Source organism: Aliisedimentitalea sp. MJ-SS2 (assembly GCF_032586155.1).
Classification (GTDB): Bacteria; Pseudomonadota; Alphaproteobacteria; order Rhodobacterales; family Rhodobacteraceae; genus JAWHTC01.
The window spans coordinates 219,884-239,150 of record NZ_JAWHTC010000004.1; the positions used below are offsets into that span (position 1 = coordinate 219,884).

Consider the following 19,267-nt stretch of genomic DNA (forward strand, 5'->3'; position numbering starts at 1 on the left):
GGCTTGAGGCAAAAGACTGACGATGGTGAAGCTGAAGTTTGTGGGTTGTTACACCGGATGCTGGTCGATGATCCGTACATTCAACCGGCGGAGTTGATCGTCGACAAAGGAGCGTTCGTCCAAAGACAGGACCTGGTGGCGGGGGTAGACCGGCGCGACGCGGTCATCCATCACCGGCGCGTCCCAGCCGGCAGTTGTATCGAAAAACCGCTGTGCGCCCTCTTCGCCGAAATGGGTCAGGTAGCCCTGCACGACAACGTCGACATAGCTGAGCAGAACAGGGTGGGCGTCGTCGGGGCGGCCATGGGCCTCGTCAGGGATGGCATAGAGCGCCACAGTGGGATCGTAATCGAGCGCGTGATCGACATCATCGCAAGCACGCACACGGGCATAGGCGTGTTCACGCATGTCCAGCGCCGCCCAGTCATCGCCGGGCACGTGCGCGATCATCCCGTCGATGGCGCAGGCGGGGTCGCGCACCGCCGTCAGGAAAGCCACACGACGCAGGTTGGTATGGCGCCAGGCCCGACGCCAGCCGCGGGCCGTGGCGGGGTGGGCGTCGGCATAATCATGGGTGGCGAGGTTCACCAAAGAGCCGTAGCCAAAGAAATAAGCCCGTGAAACTGTCTCGGTCCTGTCGGTCATCGGTTCAATTTGCTTGCAGATTGATCCATGTCAAATAGATAGTGGGTCAAACAGGTAACAATGCTTCATCTTTAAACCAGCAAAGCGGGGCCGACGACGTGCGGATCACCAAAAGAACCAATATTGCCATTCGCGTTCTTATGTTCTGTGAGGTTCATGCCGGACGGTTGGTCACCAAGGCGGAAATCGCCGAGTGCTGCAACACCAGCGAAAACCACCTTGCACAGGTGATCAACCAGCTGGGTCAACTGGGCTACCTGCACACCCAGAGGGGCCGCAATGGCGGGCTGGAACTGGGTAAGCCTTCGGACCATATCGTCATTGGTGATGTCTTCCGGGCGCTGGAATCCCACGTGCCCCTGACCGAGTGTTTTGCCGATGTGGACAACACCTGTCCTCTGGTCGATGCCTGCCGCTTGCGGCTGGCGATCCAGAGTGCTGCCGAGGCGTTTTATGCTCATCTTGACGAGGTGACGCTGGATCAACTGGTCTGTGACAACGAGCCGTTGAAAGCGATCATGACGGCGGGTGGTTGTGGCGTCTCGCCTGCGGCGGCGATGTAACGATTCTCAAGCCATCTGCAAGAAGAAGATGAAATCATTGAGAATTTAAGGGACTTGCTTTTGCGGGCCACTGTATACTAGCGTATGCGCATCACTCGCCGGGAGAACCGTCCACCGTGATGGTGCCGAAGGAGCAACCGCCCCGGAAACTCTCAGGCCACAGGGACCGGCAGGTGATTTGAAACTCTGGAGAGAGCCCGGTTTTCGGATTGGGACGCCGAAGGGATAGCGATCTCAGGCGAAAGGACAGAGGGGGCATCGGATTGCACGCGGTTGGTCCGCGCGCGGGAATGATGCCGGGCAAGTCTGCGATTTGTTTGGTCAAACTCGGGAGAGGGGCGATGGTCCAGACAAAGAGCGAATTGCGCCGAACATGCCTATACGATCTGCACGTGTCTTTGGGGGCCAAGATGGTGCCCTTCGCGGGCTATGAAATGCCGGTGCAATACCCGATGGGGGTGATGAAGGAGCACCTGCATTGCCGTGCGGCAGCCGGGCTGTTTGATGTCAGCCATATGGGGCAGGTGATTCTTCGGTCCAAGGATGGCAACGCGGCCGCCGAATTCGAACAACTGGTGCCGCAGAGCATTCAGGGGTTGCCGGAAGGGCGGCAGAGATACGCTTTTTTCACTGATGAGAACGGTGGTGTATTAGATGACCTGATGGTGGCCAACCGGGGCGATCATCTTTTCGTGGTGGTCAATGCCGCCTGCAAGGAAGCCGATATCGCGCTGATGCGGGCGGGTCTGCCGGGTTGCGAGGTCAAAGAGGTTGAGGGCCGTGCGCTGTTGGCGTTGCAGGGGCCGGGGGCCGAGGCGGCGCTTGAGTTCATCGCGCCGCAGGTCAAGGACATGCGCTTCATGGACGTGATCGTCACCGACAGCGTGTTCGACGAGCTGTGGATTTCACGCTCGGGCTATTCCGGGGAAGACGGTTTCGAGATTTCCGTGTCCGAGGGCCAAGCGGTGAATCTGGCAAGCGTGCTGTTGTCCGAGGACGGGGTGGAGCCGATTGGCCTGGGCGCGCGGGATTCGCTGCGGCTGGAGGCGGGGCTTTGCCTTTACGGCAATGACATCGACACGACGACCAGCCCGGTCGAGGCGGCGCTGGAATGGGCGATCCAGAAAGTGCGGCGCAGGGGCGGGGACCGCGAAGGTGGCTTCCCGGGTGCGGAGCGTATTCTGGACGAGCTGGAGAATGGCGCGTCGCGGCGACGTGTTGGCCTGCTGCCCGAAGGCCGGGCGCCGATGCGGGCGGGCACGCAGTTGTTTGCGAACGACGAAGGCGGCGAACCGGTGGGCGAAGTGACCTCGGGCGCGTTCGGTCCAACGATACAGGGGCCGATGGCAATGGGATACGTGCCAAGCGCCTTGTCGGAAATTGGAACCCGGCTTTATGGTGAGGTGCGCGGTAAGCGCATGGCCGTCAATGTGGCGGCGATGCCGTTCACACCTGCAAATTTCAAGAGATGAACCTGAAAGGGAGAGAGCATATGAAATTCACCGAAGAACATGAATGGCTGCGCGAGGAAGACGGCGTTTACGTGATCGGCATCACCGAGCACGCCAGCGAACAGCTGGGCGACGTGGTGTTCGTGGAATTGCCGGAAGTTGGCAGCGAAGTCACCAAGGACGAGGAAATCTGCGTGATCGAAAGCGTCAAGGCGGCCAGCGACATCCTTGCGCCGCTGGATGGCGAGATCGTCGAGGTCAACGACGCGATTGTCGACGATCCGGGCAAGGTCAACGAGGACCCGATGGGCGATGCCTGGTTCTTCAAGATCAAGGCCAGCGATACAGCGCCCTTGGCGGATTACATGGACGAGGCCGGCTACAAGAGCTTCATCGGCTGAGCCTGACGCAGCCGGAGGAGCCTCCGGCGGGGATATTTGGAGCAAGAGGAAGCGGGGGGGCGGGGCCTTTTCTGTGACCGTGGGAGATATTGAAATGCCGTTCAAACCGACCGACTACCTGCCATATGATTTCGCCAATCGCCGCCATATCGGGCCAAGCCCGGCAGAGATGGATGGCATGCTCGAAGTTCTGGAGGTTGACAGCCTGGATGCTCTGATTGACGAAACCGTGCCCAAGGCGATCCGGCAGGAGGACCCGTTGGACCTTGGCCGGGCCAAGTCTGAACGCGAGCTGTTGCATTTCATGCGCGTGACGGCTTCGAAGAATAAGGTGCTCAAGTCCCTGATCGGGCAGGGGTATTACGGCACGGTGACGCCGCCGGCGATCCAGCGCAACATTCTTGAAAACCCGGCCTGGTACACGGCCTATACGCCCTATCAGCCGGAGATTTCTCAAGGGCGGCTTGAGGCGTTGTTGAACTTCCAAACCATGGTCAGCGACCTGACCGGGTTGGAAATTGCCAATGCGTCACTTCTGGATGAGGCAACCGCCTGTGCCGAGGCGATGACCATGGCGCAGCGGGTCTCGAAGTCGAAGATGCAGGCGTTCTTTGTCGATCGCGACTGTCATCCGCAGAATATCGAGGTGATGAAAACGCGCGCCGCGCCCTTGGGTATCGAGATCATTGTCGGCAATCCCGACAAGATGGATGCGGAAGCGGTGTTCGGCGCAATCTTCCAGTATCCCGGTACATATGGTCATGTGCGCGATTTTTCCGCACACGTCGAAAAGCTGCATGAAAACAAAGGGGTCGCCGTGATGGCAGCGGACATCATGGCGCTGACCCTGCTGAAAGAGCCGGGGGCGATGGGGGCCGATATTGCCGTGGGCAACACCCAGCGGTTTGGTGTGCCGGTTGGCTATGGCGGGCCGCACGCGGCCTATATGTCGTGCCATGAAAAGCACAAGCGGGCCATGCCGGGGCGGCTGGTGGGGGTCAGCATCGACAGCCATGGCAATCGGGCCTACCGGCTGGCGCTGCAAACCCGGGAACAGCATATCCGTCGCGAGAAGGCGACATCGAATGTCTGCACCGCGCAAGCGCTGTTGGCGGTCATGGCGGGGATGTATGCGGTCTATCATGGGCCGGACGGGCTGAAAGCCATCGCTCAGAGAATCCACCGCAAGACCGTGCGCCTGGCCAGGGGGCTGGAGGAGAACGGGTTCAAGGTCGACCCGAAGGTGTTCTTTGACACGATTACGGTGGATGTGGGCCCGCTGCAGGCGGCGGTGATGAAATCGGCGGTGGACGAGGGAGTCAATCTGCGCAAGGTGGGCGATCGTCGGGTTGGGATTTCCTTCGACGAGGCCACGCGAAGCGGCGATACCGAACGGGTGTGGAAGGCCTTTGGCATTACCCGCAAGGATAATGATTACACCCCGGAATACCGCGTGCCCGAGGCGATGCATCGCAAGAGCGACTATCTGACCCACCCGGTGTTCCAGATGAACCGGGCCGAGACCGAGATGATGCGTTACATGCGCCGTCTTGCGGATCGTGACCTGGCGTTGGACCGGGCAATGATCCCGCTGGGCTCCTGCACGATGAAGCTCAATTCGGCGGCGGAAATGATGCCGGTCAGCTGGCGTGAATTCTCGATGATGCATCCGTTCTGCCCCAAGGATCAGGCCGAGGGCTATCGCATCCTGTTGGAAGATCTGACCACGAAACTCTGCCAGATCACCGGCTATGATGATTTCTCGATGCAGCCCAACTCGGGGGCGCAGGGCGAATATGCCGGGCTGTTGACGATTGCGGATTATCACCGTGCGCGCGGAGAGGGGCATCGCAATGTCTGCCTGATCCCAATGAGTGCCCATGGCACCAACCCGGCCAGCGCCCAGATGGTTGGCTGGAAGGTGGTACCGGTGAAATCAGCCGAGAATGGCGACATTGATCTGGAAGATTTCCGCGCCAAGGCCGAGGCGCATTCCGAGAATCTCGCCGGGTGCATGATCACCTATCCCTCGACCCACGGGGTGTTCGAGGAAACGGTGGTCGAGGTCTGCAAGATCACCCACGATCACGGCGGCCAGGTCTATATCGACGGGGCCAATCTGAACGCGATGGTGGGGCTGTCGCGGCCCGGTGATCTGGGCGGAGATGTGAGCCATTTGAACCTGCATAAAACCTTTGCCATTCCGCATGGCGGTGGTGGTCCCGGCATGGGGCCGATCGGGGTCAAGTCTCACCTGATCCCGCACCTGCCCGAGAAGGCAGGAGCGGTGAGTGCCGCGCCGTTTGGATCGGCCTCGGTGCTGCCGATTTCCTGGGCTTACGTGCTGATGATGGGCGGTGAAGGGCTGACCCAGGCGACCCGGGTGGCGATCCTCAATGCCAACTATATCGCCAAGCGGCTGGAAGGGGCCTATGACGTGCTGTTCCGCGGGCCGGGCAACCGGGTGGCGCATGAGTGCATTCTGGACACGCGGCCCTTCGCCGAAAGTGCCGGGGTCAGCGTTGATGACATTGCCAAGCGGTTGATCGACAACGGTTTTCACGCGCCAACCATGAGTTGGCCAGTGGCCGGTACGCTGATGGTGGAGCCGACCGAAAGCGAGACCAAGGCCGAGCTGGACCGGTTCTGCGACGCGATGCTGTCGATCCGCGAGGAAATCCGAGCCATTGAGGATGGCAAGATGGACGCCGAGAACAATCCTCTGAAAAACGCGCCGCACACGATGGAGGACCTGGTTAAGGACTGGGATCGTCCCTATACGCGCGAAGAGGCCTGTTTCCCGCCCGGTGCTTTCCGGGTCGACAAGTATTGGCCGCCGGTCAACCGGGTCGACAATGCCTGGGGCGACCGCCACCTGGTCTGCGTCTGCCCGCCGATGGAGGATTATGCCGACGCCGCGGAGTGAGTGACTTGCAACCGTGCCGCGTGTGGTCAGGATGGACATGAGTATTTGGGCCAGTAGTAAAGCCCGGATTGGTGCTCTTTCTTGGCGGTAAATACTCCAGGGGGTCTGGGGGACTGGTCCCCCAGGACCTGCGTCCTCTTAGGATCTTTCCTTCCGAAAGGCCCTGTCGGCAGCGGGCCCGAACGCAGTCAAACCTGCGCGCGCAGCACTCCGCTGGATCAGGTTTCGGCCAGTGCCGGGGCGAGCGTGTCGCGAACGGCGTTCCAGGTGTCTTCGTCACAGGCGGTCAACAGATGACCATCCTTGACCGAGATGTCATAATCGCGCCCGTCGACGAACCGGCTGACGCCGCCGGCACGCCGGGTGATCAGCACGCCCGCAGCGTGGTCCCAGGGATTGAGTGTCCCTGACAGCACGAAATCGACCGCGCCTGCCGCCATCAGCCGGTATTCATGAGCCGAGCAGCGCAGGGCGTTGGTGCGGTCGAACGCGGTGAGTAGCGGGGCCAGGACCTCTTGCTCGTCCTGGGGCATCAGCGACAGGTGGACAAAGCCTGACAGCGTTTCCAGCGCCCCGCCGTCGGAGGTGAAGAGCCGTTTTGCCGGGACGCCGATTTCCGATTGCAGGGCGTGGCCGTCCTCGGAGGCGAACATCCAGTCATCGGTCTGCGGGTCGTAGATCAGCCCGAAAATCGGTTTTCCGAAGCGGGTGGCGGCGAGGATGATGCCGAAGAGCGGTACGCCGTGGGCAAAGTTCCAGGTGCCGTCGAGCGGATCGACGATGAAGGCCAGTTCGGCCTGCGCTGCGGTGTCGCGCAGGCTGGCATCGCCAGCAAAAGCTTCTTCGCCAAGAACCACGGCATTGGGGAACAACCGCAAGATGGCACGGGCGATCATCGCCTCGGCGCCTGTATCAGCGGCGGTGACGATATCCTGCGGCCCGGACTTGGTGGAGATCTGCCCGGCGGTCAGTTTGCGAAAGCGCGGGCTGATCTCGGCCCGCGCGGCGCGGCGGACAATCTGGACCAGGCTTTTTTCCTGAGCCGGGGTCAGTCGGGTGGCGGGCATGGGAAGGTTGTCGCTGGGCATGGCTGTGCGCTCCGTACGTCGGATCCGTATTTTGCAGGTGCAGCATTTGGATGCCACCGGGCGGCGGTACGTGCAAGGGGAAGATTCCCACAATTCACTCGCGCGAGCGGAGAGTGCGGGCCGGGCGGGTGGCCAGGGCGCGCAGCGCAAAGCCGGCGCTGGCCAGGAGGGTGGCCGCGACCCCACCCAGGATGATGGCGAGCCCCGAGGGCCAGATCACTGCGAAATCGGTGTCGAAGACGAAGTGGCAGACCGCCCAGCCGCCGGTGATGCCAGCGATCAGCGCGACAGTGCCGGCCGCAAGACCCAACAGGCCCGAGCGGATCAGGAAACTCGACAGGATGCGGCGACGGGTGGCACCGAGGGTTTTCAGCACGGCGGCTTCATGTGCGCGGGCAGGGCTGCCAGCGGCTGCGGCACCGATCAGAACCAGGAAACCGGTCAAAAGCGTGGCCGAAGCCCCCCAGGCGGTTGCCGAAGCGAGTGAGGACAGCATCTCGGTGACGCGGGCGATGGCGTCCTTGACCCGGATGGCGGTGATGTTGGGAAAGCGCTGCGACAGCTCGCGCAGGATGCGGGCCTCGTGATCGGGTTCGGCATAGACCGTGGCGATATAGGTGTGCGGCGCAGCCGAGACCGAAGCGGGGTCCATGATCATGACGAAGCCCATGCCGGCGGTGGAGAAGTCGACCTCGCGGAAGCTGGTGATCGTGGCCTCGATGTCGCGGCCCATGACATTGACGGTGAGCGTGTCGCCCAGCGACAGGCCCATTTCCTCGGCTTCTTCGGCGGCGAAGCTGACTTGTGGTGGACCGATATCCCCGGACCCCCACCAGTTGCCGGCAACCACGCGGGTGTTGTCGGGGATATCGGTGGCGTAGGTGATGCCGCGGTCACCCTGGACGACCCAGTGTTCTCCGGCGACCTCGCGTGCGGGGCGGTTGTTGATATGCGAAATCACGCCGCGCAGCATGGGCGCGTTTTCGATTTTCGAAACCGCGCTGTCACCTTCCAGTTGCTCGGTGAAGCCGGGCATCTGGTCCTTCTGAATATCGACGAAGAAGTACGATGGCGCGATCGTGGGCAGGTCGCGGGCGATGGCGCCGCGCAGGTTGCCGTCAAGCTGACCGACTGTGGCCAGAACGGTGAGCCCGAGGCCGAGGGAGAGAACGACGGGCAATGCTTCGGAGCGCGGGCCGGAGATTGCGGCAAGGGCCCAGCGCAGGGCAGGGCGGCCCTGGGCCAGAGGGCGCAGGCGGCGGGCGATGAAGCGGGCCAATGCAGCCGAAAGGCCCAGAAGCAGAAGCGCGCCAAGCAGACCAAGGGCGGTGAAACCGGTGAGCCGGAAGGAGCCCGAGAAGGCCCCGGCGGTGCCGATAAGCACGGTCAGAAGCGCCAGTGTGGCCAGGATGTAGCGGGCGCGTGGCAGGCGGGCGGCCGCGCCCATGGCATCGCGGAACAGTGTGGCGGCGCGGATGCTCTCTGTCCGGGCGAGTGGCCAGAGGGTGAACAGCGCGGCGGTGAGAGCACCGTAGAGGGCGGCCTCGAAGAGCGGCGCGGGATAGAGCGAAAAGATCGCCGGGACCGGGAGCTGGGTCTGGAGGATGGGGGCGAGGGCAAGCGGCACCAGTCCGCCAAGCGCGAGACCAATGGCGATGCCGAGGGCGGAAAGCGCGGCGATTTGCAGGGCATAAGCAAGGAAGACGGTGCCATTTGTCGCGCCCAGCGTGCGCAGGGTGGCGATGGTGGCGGCCTTGGCCGAAAGATAGGCGCGCACCGCAGCCGACACGCCGACACCTCCAACGGCCAGGCCCGACAGGCCGACGAGGACCAGAAATGCTGAGAGGCGTTCGACAAAAGTGGCAACCCCGGGTGCGCCGTTGCGGGCATCGCGCCAGCGCAAGCCGGATTTGGGCAGCTCGGCCTTGGCCTTGGCCTCGTAAGCGGCGAGATCGCTGCCCGGGGGCAGGCGCAGGCGGTACTGGGTCTCAAAGAGCGTGCCGGGGGACAGGAGGTTCGACTCTGCGAGCGCCGACGTGGCGACCATGGTGCGCGGACCGAGGCCGAAGCCGCCGGTGGCATTGTCGGGTTCATTAACAAGGATGGCAGAGAGGCGGAAAGGGGTGCCGCCGAGGGCAAATTCATTTCCGGGGGTGAGGCCGAGCCGGTCGGCAAGGACGCGGTCCATCACCGCGCCGGGCAGGGTATCTTCCCCGGCCAGCGCCTGGTCTAACGGCATGTCGGGGGAGAGAGTGACCGTGCCTACGAGGGGGTAGGCATCATCGACGGACTTTACCTGGGTCAGGGCGCGATCGTCACCGACCACGGCCATGGAGCGAAAATCGGCAATTTCCGAAACTTCGGTGGCGTTGGCCTGCATCCAGTCAAGCTCGGTCTCGCTGGCAAACCGGTAGGTCAGTTCGATTTCGGCATCGCCGCCAAGCAGGGCGGCGCCCTCCTGCACCAGGCCTGCCTCGATCGCGGCGCGGACCGAGCCGATACCTGAGATGGCAGCGACACCCAGAGCAAGACAGGCGAGGAAGATGCCGAAGCCGCGCAAGCCGCCGCGCAGTTCGCGCCGGGCGATACGGGCGGCATGGCGCAGGCTCATGCGCCGGTCTCCAGCCGGCCGTCGAGCAGGTTCAGCACACGGTCGCAACGCGTGGCCAGGGCGGGGTCGTGGGTAACGAGCACCAGCGTGGCACCGTGGGCCGCGCGCAGGGCGAAGAGTTGTTCGATGATGGTTTCACCGGTGGTGCTGTCTAGATTGCCGGTGGGTTCGTCTGCCAGCAGGATGTCGGGACGCGGGGCGGTGGCGCGGGCAAGCGCAACGCGTTGCTGTTCGCCGCCGGAAAGCTGGGACGGGTAGTGGTCGGCGCGCTCGGCCAGGCCGACATCGGCAAGCGCCTGGCGGGCAAGCGCGAGGGCATCGCGCGTACCGGCCAGTTCAAGCGGCGTGGCAACATTTTCCAGCGCGGTCATGGTCGGGATCAGGTGGAAGGATTGGAACACGACGCCCATGTGGGCGCGGCGGAAGCGGGCCAGTTCGTCCTCACTCATCGCCGAGAGGTCATGATCGAGCGCCGTAATGGTGCCACCCGAGGCCAGTTCCAGCCCGCCCATCAGCATCAGGAGCGAGGATTTGCCGGAGCCTGAGGGACCGACAAGCGCCAGGGTCTCACCCCGGTTTACATCCAGTGTTATGGCGTGAAGGATGTCGACGGGGCCGGCATTGCCCTGAAGTGACAGAGAAACATCAACGAGCGAAATGGCAGGTGGGATCATGGCGGTAATTCAATTCCTTGGGTCTCTCACATATGGGGTGATGGTGGCAGCCCGCAAGGCGGGGCTACTGGCAATTTGCGCCATTTTTCTTGCTGGACAGGTGGCGGCCGAGAAAGTTCATCTGATCGCCTTCGGTGACAGCCTGACCGCAGGTTGGGGATTGCTGGACCATGAGGGCTATGTGCCGGTGCTGCGCGGCTGGATGGAGAGCCAGGGTGAAGATGTGCGCATCGTGCAGGGCGGCGTGTCGGGCGAGACCACGTCCGGCGGGTTGGCACGGTTGGAATGGGCGCTGAGCGAGGAGTTGCAGGGCATCATCATCGGTCTCGGCGGCAACGACATTCTGCGCGGTGTCGATCCGGGCGTTGCGCGGGATAACCTGAGGAAAATGCTTGAAATCTGTCGGGAGAAGAAACTGGAGGTCCTGCTGGTTGGTATGCCGGTGGCGGCGAATTACGGCGCGGCATACAAGGCCGAGTTCGAGGCGATCTGGCCGGACTTGGCCAAGGAGTTCGGCGTGGCGTACTATGCGAACTTCCTCGCACCGATCCAGAACAGCGCGGCCGACCCGCTGAGCTTCATGCAGGAGGACGGGATCCACCCCAATGCCGAAGGGGTGCAGCGGATCGTTCTGGGGATCGGGCCGGACGTGCAGGCGATGGTGGCGCGGATCCGGGCGAAGTGAGGAACGGTGGGTGACGCTCCCGCGTGCCGCGGATCGCCCCACCCGCCGTCCCATGGGCCGCAATGCGCAACGTGAGTAGGTGACATGCCGGGACGTCTGTTTCTGGAACGCAAAATGGAAGAGATCGGCGACTGGATCGGGCGGGCCGGTGCACCGACACAGGCGCCGCGCCGCAATATTCAGCCGGGGCAGGATCTGGTTGTGCTGACGAATGGTGGCTGGCGGTCGATGCGCTGGGGCCTGATCCCGGTGGGGCGGGTCAATGCCCGTGGGCGTCCAGTGATGGAGACGATCATCAACGCACGCTCTGAGACGGTGTTCGACAAGAGCGCCTTTGACGGGGTGCGGCGGGGCGTCGTGGTGGTGGATGGCTGGTACGAGTGGACCGGCAAGAGGCGGAAGAAAGTGGCGTGGCGGATTGCGCCAACGGACGGGGCACCATTGATCTTTGCCGCGGTCTGGGACGTGTGGCGCGCACCGGGCGGGCGCGAGCTGGCGCAGGTCGCCACCGTGACCTGTGCGCCGAACAAGGATGTCGAAGCGATTCATCACCGGATGGGGGTGTTATTGACGCGCAAAGATGCGGGAACATGGTTGGAAGGTGAGGACGCAGAATCAAAGGCGTTGTGCGTGCCCTGGCCAGAGGGTCGCCTTGGGATCGAAAGGGCGGGTGATGTGGATTGGAGCGCGGCGTGAAGGACGAGGCCGAAAGCGAGCTTAACCGGCTGATGCGCGGGGTGTCGAGCGATCATGTCGAAACCGTGCGCGATGCCTGGCGCGCGGTGCTGGCGGCAGGCGACAGTGCGGTTCCGCTTGTGCGGCACCGGTTGCAGAGCGATGTTTGGGGCTCGCCGCCGAAGGGACCGGTTGGCAAGTATCTTGGCGTGCTTTTGGCGGTGCTGCATCAGTTGGACGCGAAGGTCTTTGGTGTCGAGATCGAGCGGCTGCAGTGCGAGCGATTGCATCCGATCCATGCGCAGACAGTGAAGATCATGGCCGGGCGGCGCAATGAGGCGCCGGTGGCCTGGGTTGGGCCGATCACAGAGCAGGTGCCGGTCTATGTCAGCAAGGATCTCGATGATCGGCGCGGGATAGCCGAGAAGATCGACCACTGGTGCCACACGCCGGGGCTTGATTTGCGCAAGGTGACGCGGATCGACGTGATCGATCATGCGCCGGGGATCGACTATCTGGGCTGCTATGACCTGTTTTTCTCTGGCATTGTGATGGTCTGGCCGGGGATACGGGCTGGGCCGCGCTGGCTCAGGCGTCTGGCGCGGGAACACACGTTCTATCACGAGGTCGGCCACCATGCCTGTGGTCATGCCGAGTTCGGGCAGGTGACCGAGCAGGAGCGCGAAGCGGATGCCTATGCCGCGAAGATGATGCGGGTGGCGCACCCGGTGTTGATCCGGGTTGGACGGGTGATCTTCTGGCCGCTTAGGGGATTGGCACGGCGCAGCCGGCTTCGCCGTGAACGGTTGTCGGAATGAAAACGGGCGCCCGCGAAGGGACGCCCGTTTTGCAGAATTCGATATCGCTGTGGCCTCAGGCCAGGGCGATGTTCACCGCGGCTTCGCGGCCGTCACGGCCGGGCTCGATGTCGAAGGTGACTTTCTGGTTGTCGGCCAGGCCGGTGAGGCCCGAGCGTTCAACGGCAGAGATGTGCACGAATACGTCGCGCCCGCCATCTTCGGGGGCAATGAAGCCATAACCTTTGGTGGTGTTGAACCATTTGACGGTGCCATTAGCCATCGTCGTTTCTCCTATTTTAGCTGCCCACGGAATGCGGCAGGTCGGCGTAGTCAGTGCAAGATCGAGTGACTGGGCCGATAGAGGAGCAGTAGGTCGATAGTGGTAACGTCGCGCGAGTCATATGGGGGCGGTGCGACAAATAAGCAAGGAAAAGTTTTGAAACACGGGGGGATGGGCCGGTTTCCGCGTGAGCTTGTGCGGGGCCGGTTATCAATGGGTGAAGCGATTCCCTTGTGCCGGATGCCCGCTTTGAGCCCTTGATGACCAGTGTTGTTGCGGCAGTTACTGGCCATAACCGCATGGGAATGCAAATTCATGTATTTGTCCGGTTTGAAGTGTGAATGAAACAGGCCAGCCGACCCGCCATAGGGATTGGTTTTGTTCGCGAGATTGGCTTTTGATCGTCCCGAACTTGTTATCCCGCGCCGCCCGGAATAGCGTGCGCCGATCCCGAATGTAGCCGAAAGCCAATATCCTGAACGACTCTTCCCTGTATTTCATCGGCGACCCTCCCGAGGCCCTCAAAGCGCTTTGGGCCGAAAAAGGTGTCATAGAGCCTGGAGCGGTTTGGTCTCCTCTCGACGGGGGGCGAACCAACTTGATATGGCGGGTTGATACCGCTGGACGGTCACTTGTTTGCAAGCTGTATAAGGAAGGGCGTGATACGCCCTTGTTCGTCAACGATGCGAAGGCTGAAGCGCTGGCTTTGCAGACCTTGACCGGGACGGGCATCGCCCCGGAACCTGTTGCCACCTCTGACGGGGAAGCCGGGCAAAGCCTGATTTATTATTTCGTTGAAGGCGTACCTTGGCGCGGCGACATAGCTAAAGCTGGCAGGCTGCTCAAACGATTGCATGACGAACCTGCACCACAAAAACTGCCACGTGGCCCAATGGGACCCTTAAAGCTGCTTTCACAAGCCAAGGGCATGTTGGACGAAATTGGATCGCTGGGCGACCGTCTGCGCGAATTGGAGCCGCAAGCCCCTGACGTCACTGCCGGCGCGTGTGCATTCCTGCATGGCGATCCTGTCCCGGGCAATCTCGTGGAGGGGAAAGACGGCCTCACGCTAATTGACTGGCAATGTCCGGCGATAGGGGACCCATGCGATGATCTGGCGGTGTTTCTGTCGCCTGCGATGCAATATGCTTATGGCAATGCGCCCCTGAGCCGATCTCAGGAGGAGGCGTTTCTACTGGCATATGGCGACAGAACCACCATCGACCGCTACCGGAAAATGGCTCCTGTGTATCACTGGCGAATGGCGATCTATTGTCTGTGGCAGCACGCCCAGGGGGAGCCCGATTACAAAACCGGTGCTGAACTTGAAATCCGGCGTTTGAAACGCGGGTGACTGCATTGACCGATGATGCGCCTTCGTCGCTCAGCCTGAGACAGGTCGGTTCGGTCCGCAAAGCCGATCGCCGCGTCGGCTGATTGAAATGCCATCCTATGCGCCGTTCACCAGGGGCTTCGCCGCCAGAGCATCGGCCAGCGACTGGAACCGCGCTTCGGCGACTTCGCCGAAGAGGGGGGCGGCGTCGGCGGAGAGGGTAAGTTCGAGGACCTTTTTCTTCGGATAGAGTTTCAACTTGCCCAGTTCGGCGTCCGTCTTCAGCCAGAGCATGGCGCCGAAGCGCATGGCCTTGCCGATGACTTCGGCGATCTTCTGGTCGTTTTCCGGGATCAAGTCGAACAGGGGTTCGAACCGCGAACCCTTGCGGGTATTGGAATAGCGGTGCATCAGCGCAAGCCCGAGGAAGATGCGTTCAGAGTGTTTCAACCCGCCCAGGTTGGCGCGGGTGGCGTTGTCGAAACAGAGTTCGGCGCGGTAGTCGGGATGCGCCCGCCAAGTCACGTCATGCAGCAGGCAGGCGGCCTTGATCAGGCGGCGGCGTTCCTGCGGCGCGTTCTTGAACAGCGGCTGGATGAAATCATAAAGCGTGCGGCCAAAGCCGGGCAAGCGCGCATCCTTGGCCTCGCCGAAATAACAGGCCTCGATCAGCGGATCGCGGTCGCGCAATCTTTGCGGCATCTGTTCATATAGCATGCCCTCGCGGATGCCGTAGGAGCTGACAGCAATGTCGCGCGGACCGAAGGTCTTGATCACCTCTTTCAACACCTCGATGGCGACCGGCACCAGCGCCATACGGGTCGAGGAGATACCGCAGCGGGTGCGCAGGGCGTCGGCATCCTGTTCGAGGATGTATTTGGCGGTGGCGAACACCGCTTTTCGACTCATCCGGTATTCGTGCAGCACGTGCAGCGGATAACCGCGCCGGTCCATGTCGATCTTGGCAATCGCCCGCCACGAGCCGCCAACGAGGAACAGGCGGTTGTGCTGTTCGCCCATCGCGGCGTAGAGGTCGGCCATGACCGATTTGATATGCGCCTTGCGGCCCTTCTTGCCGCCCTTAATGTTTCTGAGTTGCAGCGGGCCGAGGCGTGAGGTGACGCGTTTGCCAACCTCGCCATGGTTGATTTCGGCCAGTTCCATCGAAGCGCCGCCGATGTCGCAGATCAACCCATAGGCGCCGGGCCAGCCCAAGAGAACGCCCTGGGCCGAGAGGCGCGCCTCTTCCAACCCGTCGATGACGTGGAGTTTCAATCCGGTTTCGGATTCGACCAGGTCACGGAATTCACGGCCATCCTCGGCATCGCGCACGGCGGCGGTGGCGACGGCGGTCAGGGGGCCGGTGTTCATGCCTTCGGCCAGGCGCTGGAACCGGCGGATGGCGGCAAGGGCGCGAACCCGGCCCTGGGGGTTCAGGCGGCCGGTTTCGGCAATTCCATCACCTAGGGCACACATGATTTTTTCGTTGAAGAAGTAGGCCGGGCTACGGGCGGCACCGTCAAACACCACCAGTCGAACCGAGTTCGAGCCGACATCGACCACGCCGACACGCGACAGGGCGCGGGAAGAAGGGTCATCGAATAGTGGGCGGCCAAAATGGCCCCAATCGCTTGAATTGGCAGGATTTTCGCCGTCCATGTCATCCCCGGGCATGTATGCGCGCGTTGCTTACCCGGTTATGGCAGGTCCGGGCGGGGCGGGTCAACGGGTGGTTTGGCACAGCGTGAAATTGCGGCACGGTTATGCCCGCCGACCCTGTTTCAGATCAGCAGGATTTCAGCGTCCTCCGCCGTTCCGGCGGAGCTGTCCGGCTCGTCAGTGAGCGGGACCGAGATGCTGGCATAGAAGGCAGCAGATGCATCGGCCGAGACGGTGTATTCCTCGGCGACATATTCCCGTAGCAGCCATTCGATATAGGCCTCGCCATAAGTGCCGTCTCCGAACCAGACCTCGGGGTCGTAGGCGGCATATTCAGCAAAGCTTTGGCCTACGGTGGCGGTTTCCTCGGGCGTCAGATTTTCCTCGAGTCCCCAGCTTTCGTAGCCGACATAGTGGGTGACGGTGAAGGAGGCGTCATAGGCTTGAAGCGCGGCGGTGGCGAATTGGGTGGTGTGAACGTGATCGGAATGCTCGATCTCGCTGGTGTGATCCTGAAGATGGATGTGATCGGGTTGGTGTTGTTCCATCAAGGCACCGATCACGCCGGTCAGCTGTTCAGCGCTGTAGCTGGCGCTTCCGTCGATGGTGTTGATCGTGTTCAGCGTACCATTCCACAACTGTTCGAGGCTCTGGAAGTCCTGGGAATCGGTGCCCGACCCGGTGCTGAACCCATCAGGCAGGCGCAGGAAATAGAGGCGGATGTCGGGTTGCGAGGCGAGGTAGGAACTGGCGATCTCGTAGACGGTATCACCATAGGTGACGCTGACGGTTTCATTCACCCAGTCGTCTGCGCCAGCCATGTAGGAGTAGGCCGCGCGGATGCCATCCTCGCGGTCCTGCCAATACTCCGGATCCTGTCCTGCATCACCCGAGGTCAGGTAAACCGTGGTGACGGGTGTGTCGCCGTCGATGGCGTAATCAATGGTGGGGTTGATGAATAGGAGGTCGTCGTCAGGATGAGCGACGATGATCATGTCACCGCCCTCGGTGGCCGGATCGGTTGGGTCCGTTGGCCCGGTGGGGTCGGTCGGGTCAGTCGGGTCTGTCGGGTCTGTGGGATCAGTTGGGTCTGTGGGATCAGTTGGTGAAGTGGTGTCCTCGGCGACGGTGATGTCGATCACCTCACCGATCAGGGGCGTGTCTTCTGCCCAGTTCGACGATCCGACCAGCATGTTTTCCCGAGGCTCGTCAGCGGGCACGACGCCCTGGGCTTCGGCAAGGCGCACCCCGTCCTTTTCAATATACATCAGGCCGGTGTCGTCGACGCCCGCGGTCCAGGTGGCGACCTCGCCTTCAACGATGGCATTTTCGGCGATCACCCGATAGGCGGTGCCATCCTGCCACACCTCGAGCATGATGTCGGTGGTATTTTCGATCTGACCAAAGAGGATGTTGTTGGTGGCCGGACCGTCGCCGAAGTCGAACACCCGCTGCCAATAACCGCCCATGACATCGTCGAAGCGCACTGCGACGTCGACCGCGAAGGCGCCGGTGATTTGGGGCAACTCGCCGGAGGTGTCGGGTGGTGTCGGGTCAGTTGGTTCCGTCGGGTCTGTCGGGTCAGTTGGATCAGTCGGGTCTGTCGGGTCTGTGGGATCAGTTGGGTCTGTGGGATCAGTTGGTGAAGTGGTGTCCTCGGCGACGGTGATGTCGATCACCTCACCGATCAGGGGCGTGTCTTCTGCCCAGTTCGACGATCCGACCAGCATGTTTTCCCGAGGCTCGTCAGCGGGCACGACGCCCTGGGCTTCGGCAAGGCGCACCCCGTCCTTTTCAATATACATCAGGCCGGTGTCGTCGACGCCCGCGGTCCAGGTGGCGACCTCGTCTTCAACGATGGCATTTTCGGCGATCACCCGATAGGCGGTGCCATCCTGCCACACCTCGAGCATGATGTCGGTGGTATTTTCGATCTGACCAAAGAGGATGTTGTTGGTGGCCGGACCGTCGCCGAAGTCGAACACCCGCTGCCAATAACCGCCCATGACATCGTCGAAGCGCACTGCGACGTCGACCGCGAAGGCGCCGGTGATTTGGGGCAACTCGCCGGAGGTGTCGGGTGGTGTCGGGTCAGTTGGTTCCGTCGGGTCTGTCGGGTCTGTGGGATCAGTTGGGTCTGTCGGGTCGGTGGGGTCTGTGGGATCGGTCGGGCCCGTGACCGGATCGCCGCTGATGGTTTCAAGCCCCAGCACAACCCCGTCCAGCGCATCCGTGCCCGAGGCGGTGGCCGCCCCGACCGCGACGGGGTCCATGAGCGCATCAGAAGGCGGGTCGGCCTGAAGTTCGCCCAGGCGGACACCGTTGTGCTCGACCCACATCAACCCGTCGTCATCAATACCTGCCGACCAGTGGCCCAGCGTCCCTTCGGTTAGCGCGCCCGGGATCACCAGTTGATGGGTGACGCCATCCTGAACGATTTCGAACAACAGGTCGTTGCTCTGGCCGTATTGGCCAAGGGTCACGCCGTTGGTACCGGCGGCATCGGAAAAGGCCACAAGCGTTTGGTCGGCACCGGAGAGATTGTCGAACCTTGCTTGCAGGTTGATGGTGAAGGCCCCGGTCAGGGCAGTGGGGTTGTTCAGCAGCCCGCCATCGACCGCATCTCCGGCATTTGTCACGTCGAGGCCCAGAACCGCACCGTCAAGCGGCGCATCCTCGGCCCAGTTGGACTGTCCAATCAATTCGTTGGTCCGGAGCGTGGCGTCGGGCACGACACCCTGGGCCGTGGCCAGAAGCGTGCCGTTCTTTTCGATATACATCTGCCCTGTGGCATCGATACCAACGGTCCAGGTCGCGACCTCGCCTTCTACGATGGCGTCGGGGGCGATCACCCAATGCGAGACCCCGTCCTGGTAGATCTGAAAGATCAGGTCATTGGTGTTTTCATATTGGCTGAGAAGAATGTTGTTTGCGTTGGCGCCATTGCCGACATCGAACAGGCGCTGCCAGCTGCCTGACATAAGGTCATCAAACCGGGCAACCAGCACGATTTCGAATGCGCCGGTGATGTCTTCTATGTCGCCCAGCGGTTGGCCCGGGTCAAAAGGGGGCATTGTGAGTCCCTTGGGTTAAATGCCTTTTTGTTCGAAGCGCCGTCGCGCAGAGAGAGACAGCCAGATGGAAAACTCGGTTAAGCCACTGCAAAAAACGGCGCCGGAATTGGCAATAGAATAATTGTCCGGGACGGTATCACGTGACAGGTCGCAGCTTTGTGCGCACGCGCCGTGCCTGTTGTTCTTCAGCCCCAGTGGTCGATCAAGATGACCTTGGGTAAGGCTATCGCAGGATGTGACTTATGTGGTGGGTTTTTCTGTTTCCATTTTGGAAACTCAGTGTTTCCAAATCATGGAAACGCTGAGTTTCATATGTCTGTTCAGATGGTTATGCGGATATGTTCCAAATGTAGGCCGCCAACGACGACGTAAGATCCGCCCTGCGCGGGGCCGCGATTTGGC

General features: G+C 62.0%; 15 protein-coding genes and 1 riboswitch. Of the genes, 8 read left to right on the top strand and 7 right to left on the bottom strand.

Annotation, left to right across the window (positions count from 1 at the left end; genetic code table 11):
* Positions 1 to 48: 48 nt before the first annotated feature.
* Positions 49 to 645, bottom strand: a complete 597-nt coding sequence (locus tag RXV86_RS16260) for a gamma-glutamylcyclotransferase family protein (RefSeq protein ID WP_316301310.1) — start codon at positions 643 to 645, stop codon at positions 49 to 51.
* Between the two features lie 98 nt (positions 646 to 743).
* On the opposite strand from RXV86_RS16260, the gene RXV86_RS16265 reads away from it, so the two are divergent.
* The 4 genes from RXV86_RS16265 to gcvP all read left to right on the top strand — a co-directional run bounded on the left by RXV86_RS16265 (position 744) and on the right by gcvP (position 5,986).
* Positions 744 to 1,208 (top strand): Rrf2 family transcriptional regulator, encoded by a 465-nt coding sequence (locus RXV86_RS16265; RefSeq protein WP_316301311.1) that lies wholly within the window; start codon positions 744 to 746, stop codon positions 1,206 to 1,208.
* An 89-nt stretch (positions 1,209 to 1,297) separates the two neighbouring features.
* Positions 1,298 to 1,387, top strand: a riboswitch (glycine riboswitch).
* A 162-nt stretch (positions 1,388 to 1,549) separates the two neighbouring features.
* Entirely contained in the window at positions 1,550 to 2,680 is a 1,131-nt protein-coding gene (gene gcvT / locus RXV86_RS16270) for a glycine cleavage system aminomethyltransferase GcvT (RefSeq protein WP_316301312.1), read from the top strand.
* Between the two features lie 20 nt (positions 2,681 to 2,700).
* Positions 2,701 to 3,060 carry a glycine cleavage system protein GcvH gene (gcvH, locus tag RXV86_RS16275; protein ID WP_316301313.1) on the top strand — a complete coding sequence of 120 codons (360 nt, stop codon included), beginning with the start codon at positions 2,701 to 2,703 and terminating at the stop codon, positions 3,058 to 3,060.
* Between the two features lie 94 nt (positions 3,061 to 3,154).
* The gene (gene gcvP / locus RXV86_RS16280) at positions 3,155 to 5,986 is read left to right on the top strand and encodes an aminomethyl-transferring glycine dehydrogenase (RefSeq protein ID WP_316301314.1); all 2,832 of its coding nucleotides are present in this window, start codon (positions 3,155 to 3,157) and stop codon (positions 5,984 to 5,986) included.
* A gap of 218 nt (positions 5,987 to 6,204) precedes the next feature.
* On the opposite strand, the gene RXV86_RS16285 is transcribed toward gcvP, so the two are convergent.
* From RXV86_RS16285 to RXV86_RS16295, 3 genes are all read right to left on the bottom strand, one after another.
* Positions 6,205 to 7,074 (bottom strand): inositol monophosphatase, encoded by an 870-nt coding sequence (locus tag RXV86_RS16285; RefSeq protein WP_316301315.1) that lies wholly within the window; start codon positions 7,072 to 7,074, stop codon positions 6,205 to 6,207.
* 94 nt (positions 7,075 to 7,168) lie between these two features.
* A complete protein-coding gene (locus RXV86_RS16290; protein ID WP_316301316.1) occupies positions 7,169 to 9,685 on the bottom strand; it encodes an FtsX-like permease family protein in 2,517 nt (838 codons plus the stop codon).
* A complete protein-coding gene (locus tag RXV86_RS16295; protein ID WP_316301317.1) occupies positions 9,682 to 10,359 on the bottom strand; it encodes an ATP-binding cassette domain-containing protein in 678 nt (225 codons plus the stop codon). The genes RXV86_RS16290 and RXV86_RS16295 overlap by 4 nt, the downstream gene beginning before the upstream one ends.
* On the opposite strand from RXV86_RS16295, the gene RXV86_RS16300 reads away from it, so the two are divergent.
* The 3 genes from RXV86_RS16300 to RXV86_RS16310 all read left to right on the top strand — a co-directional run bounded on the left by RXV86_RS16300 (position 10,343) and on the right by RXV86_RS16310 (position 12,537).
* Positions 10,343 to 11,044 carry an arylesterase gene (locus RXV86_RS16300; RefSeq protein WP_316301318.1) on the top strand — a complete coding sequence of 234 codons (702 nt, stop codon included), beginning with the start codon at positions 10,343 to 10,345 and terminating at the stop codon, positions 11,042 to 11,044. The two genes, RXV86_RS16295 and RXV86_RS16300, sit on opposite strands and share 17 nt — an antisense overlap.
* A gap of 84 nt (positions 11,045 to 11,128) precedes the next feature.
* On the top strand, positions 11,129 to 11,740 hold the full coding sequence (locus RXV86_RS16305; RefSeq protein ID WP_316301319.1) for an SOS response-associated peptidase family protein: 612 nt from the start codon (positions 11,129 to 11,131) through the stop codon (positions 11,738 to 11,740).
* Positions 11,737 to 12,537, top strand: coding sequence for a hypothetical protein (locus RXV86_RS16310; RefSeq protein WP_316301320.1), 801 nt, complete (start codon positions 11,737 to 11,739; stop codon positions 12,535 to 12,537). The genes RXV86_RS16305 and RXV86_RS16310 overlap by 4 nt, the downstream gene beginning before the upstream one ends.
* 55 nt (positions 12,538 to 12,592) lie before the next feature.
* Here RXV86_RS16310 and RXV86_RS16315 read toward each other — a convergent pair whose 3' ends face one another.
* Entirely contained in the window at positions 12,593 to 12,799 is a 207-nt protein-coding gene (locus RXV86_RS16315) for a cold-shock protein (RefSeq protein WP_316301321.1), read from the bottom strand.
* Between the two features lie 550 nt (positions 12,800 to 13,349).
* On the opposite strand from RXV86_RS16315, the gene RXV86_RS16320 reads away from it, so the two are divergent.
* Positions 13,350 to 14,153, top strand: a complete 804-nt coding sequence (locus RXV86_RS16320) for a phosphotransferase (protein ID WP_316301583.1) — start codon at positions 13,350 to 13,352, stop codon at positions 14,151 to 14,153.
* Positions 14,154 to 14,249: 96 nt separating this feature from the next.
* On the opposite strand, the gene RXV86_RS16325 is transcribed toward RXV86_RS16320, so the two are convergent.
* Together RXV86_RS16325 and RXV86_RS16330 are read right to left on the bottom strand one after the other, a co-directional pair.
* Positions 14,250 to 15,806: a Ppx/GppA family phosphatase gene (locus RXV86_RS16325; RefSeq protein ID WP_316301322.1), complete on the bottom strand. Its 1,557-nt coding sequence runs from the start codon at positions 15,804 to 15,806 to the stop codon at positions 14,250 to 14,252.
* Positions 15,807 to 15,913: 107 nt separating this feature from the next.
* Complete coding sequence (locus RXV86_RS16330; protein WP_316301323.1) at positions 15,914 to 18,865, bottom strand: PIG-L family deacetylase; 2,952 nt, start codon at positions 18,863 to 18,865, stop codon at positions 15,914 to 15,916.
* Positions 18,866 to 19,267: the final 402 nt, after the last annotated feature.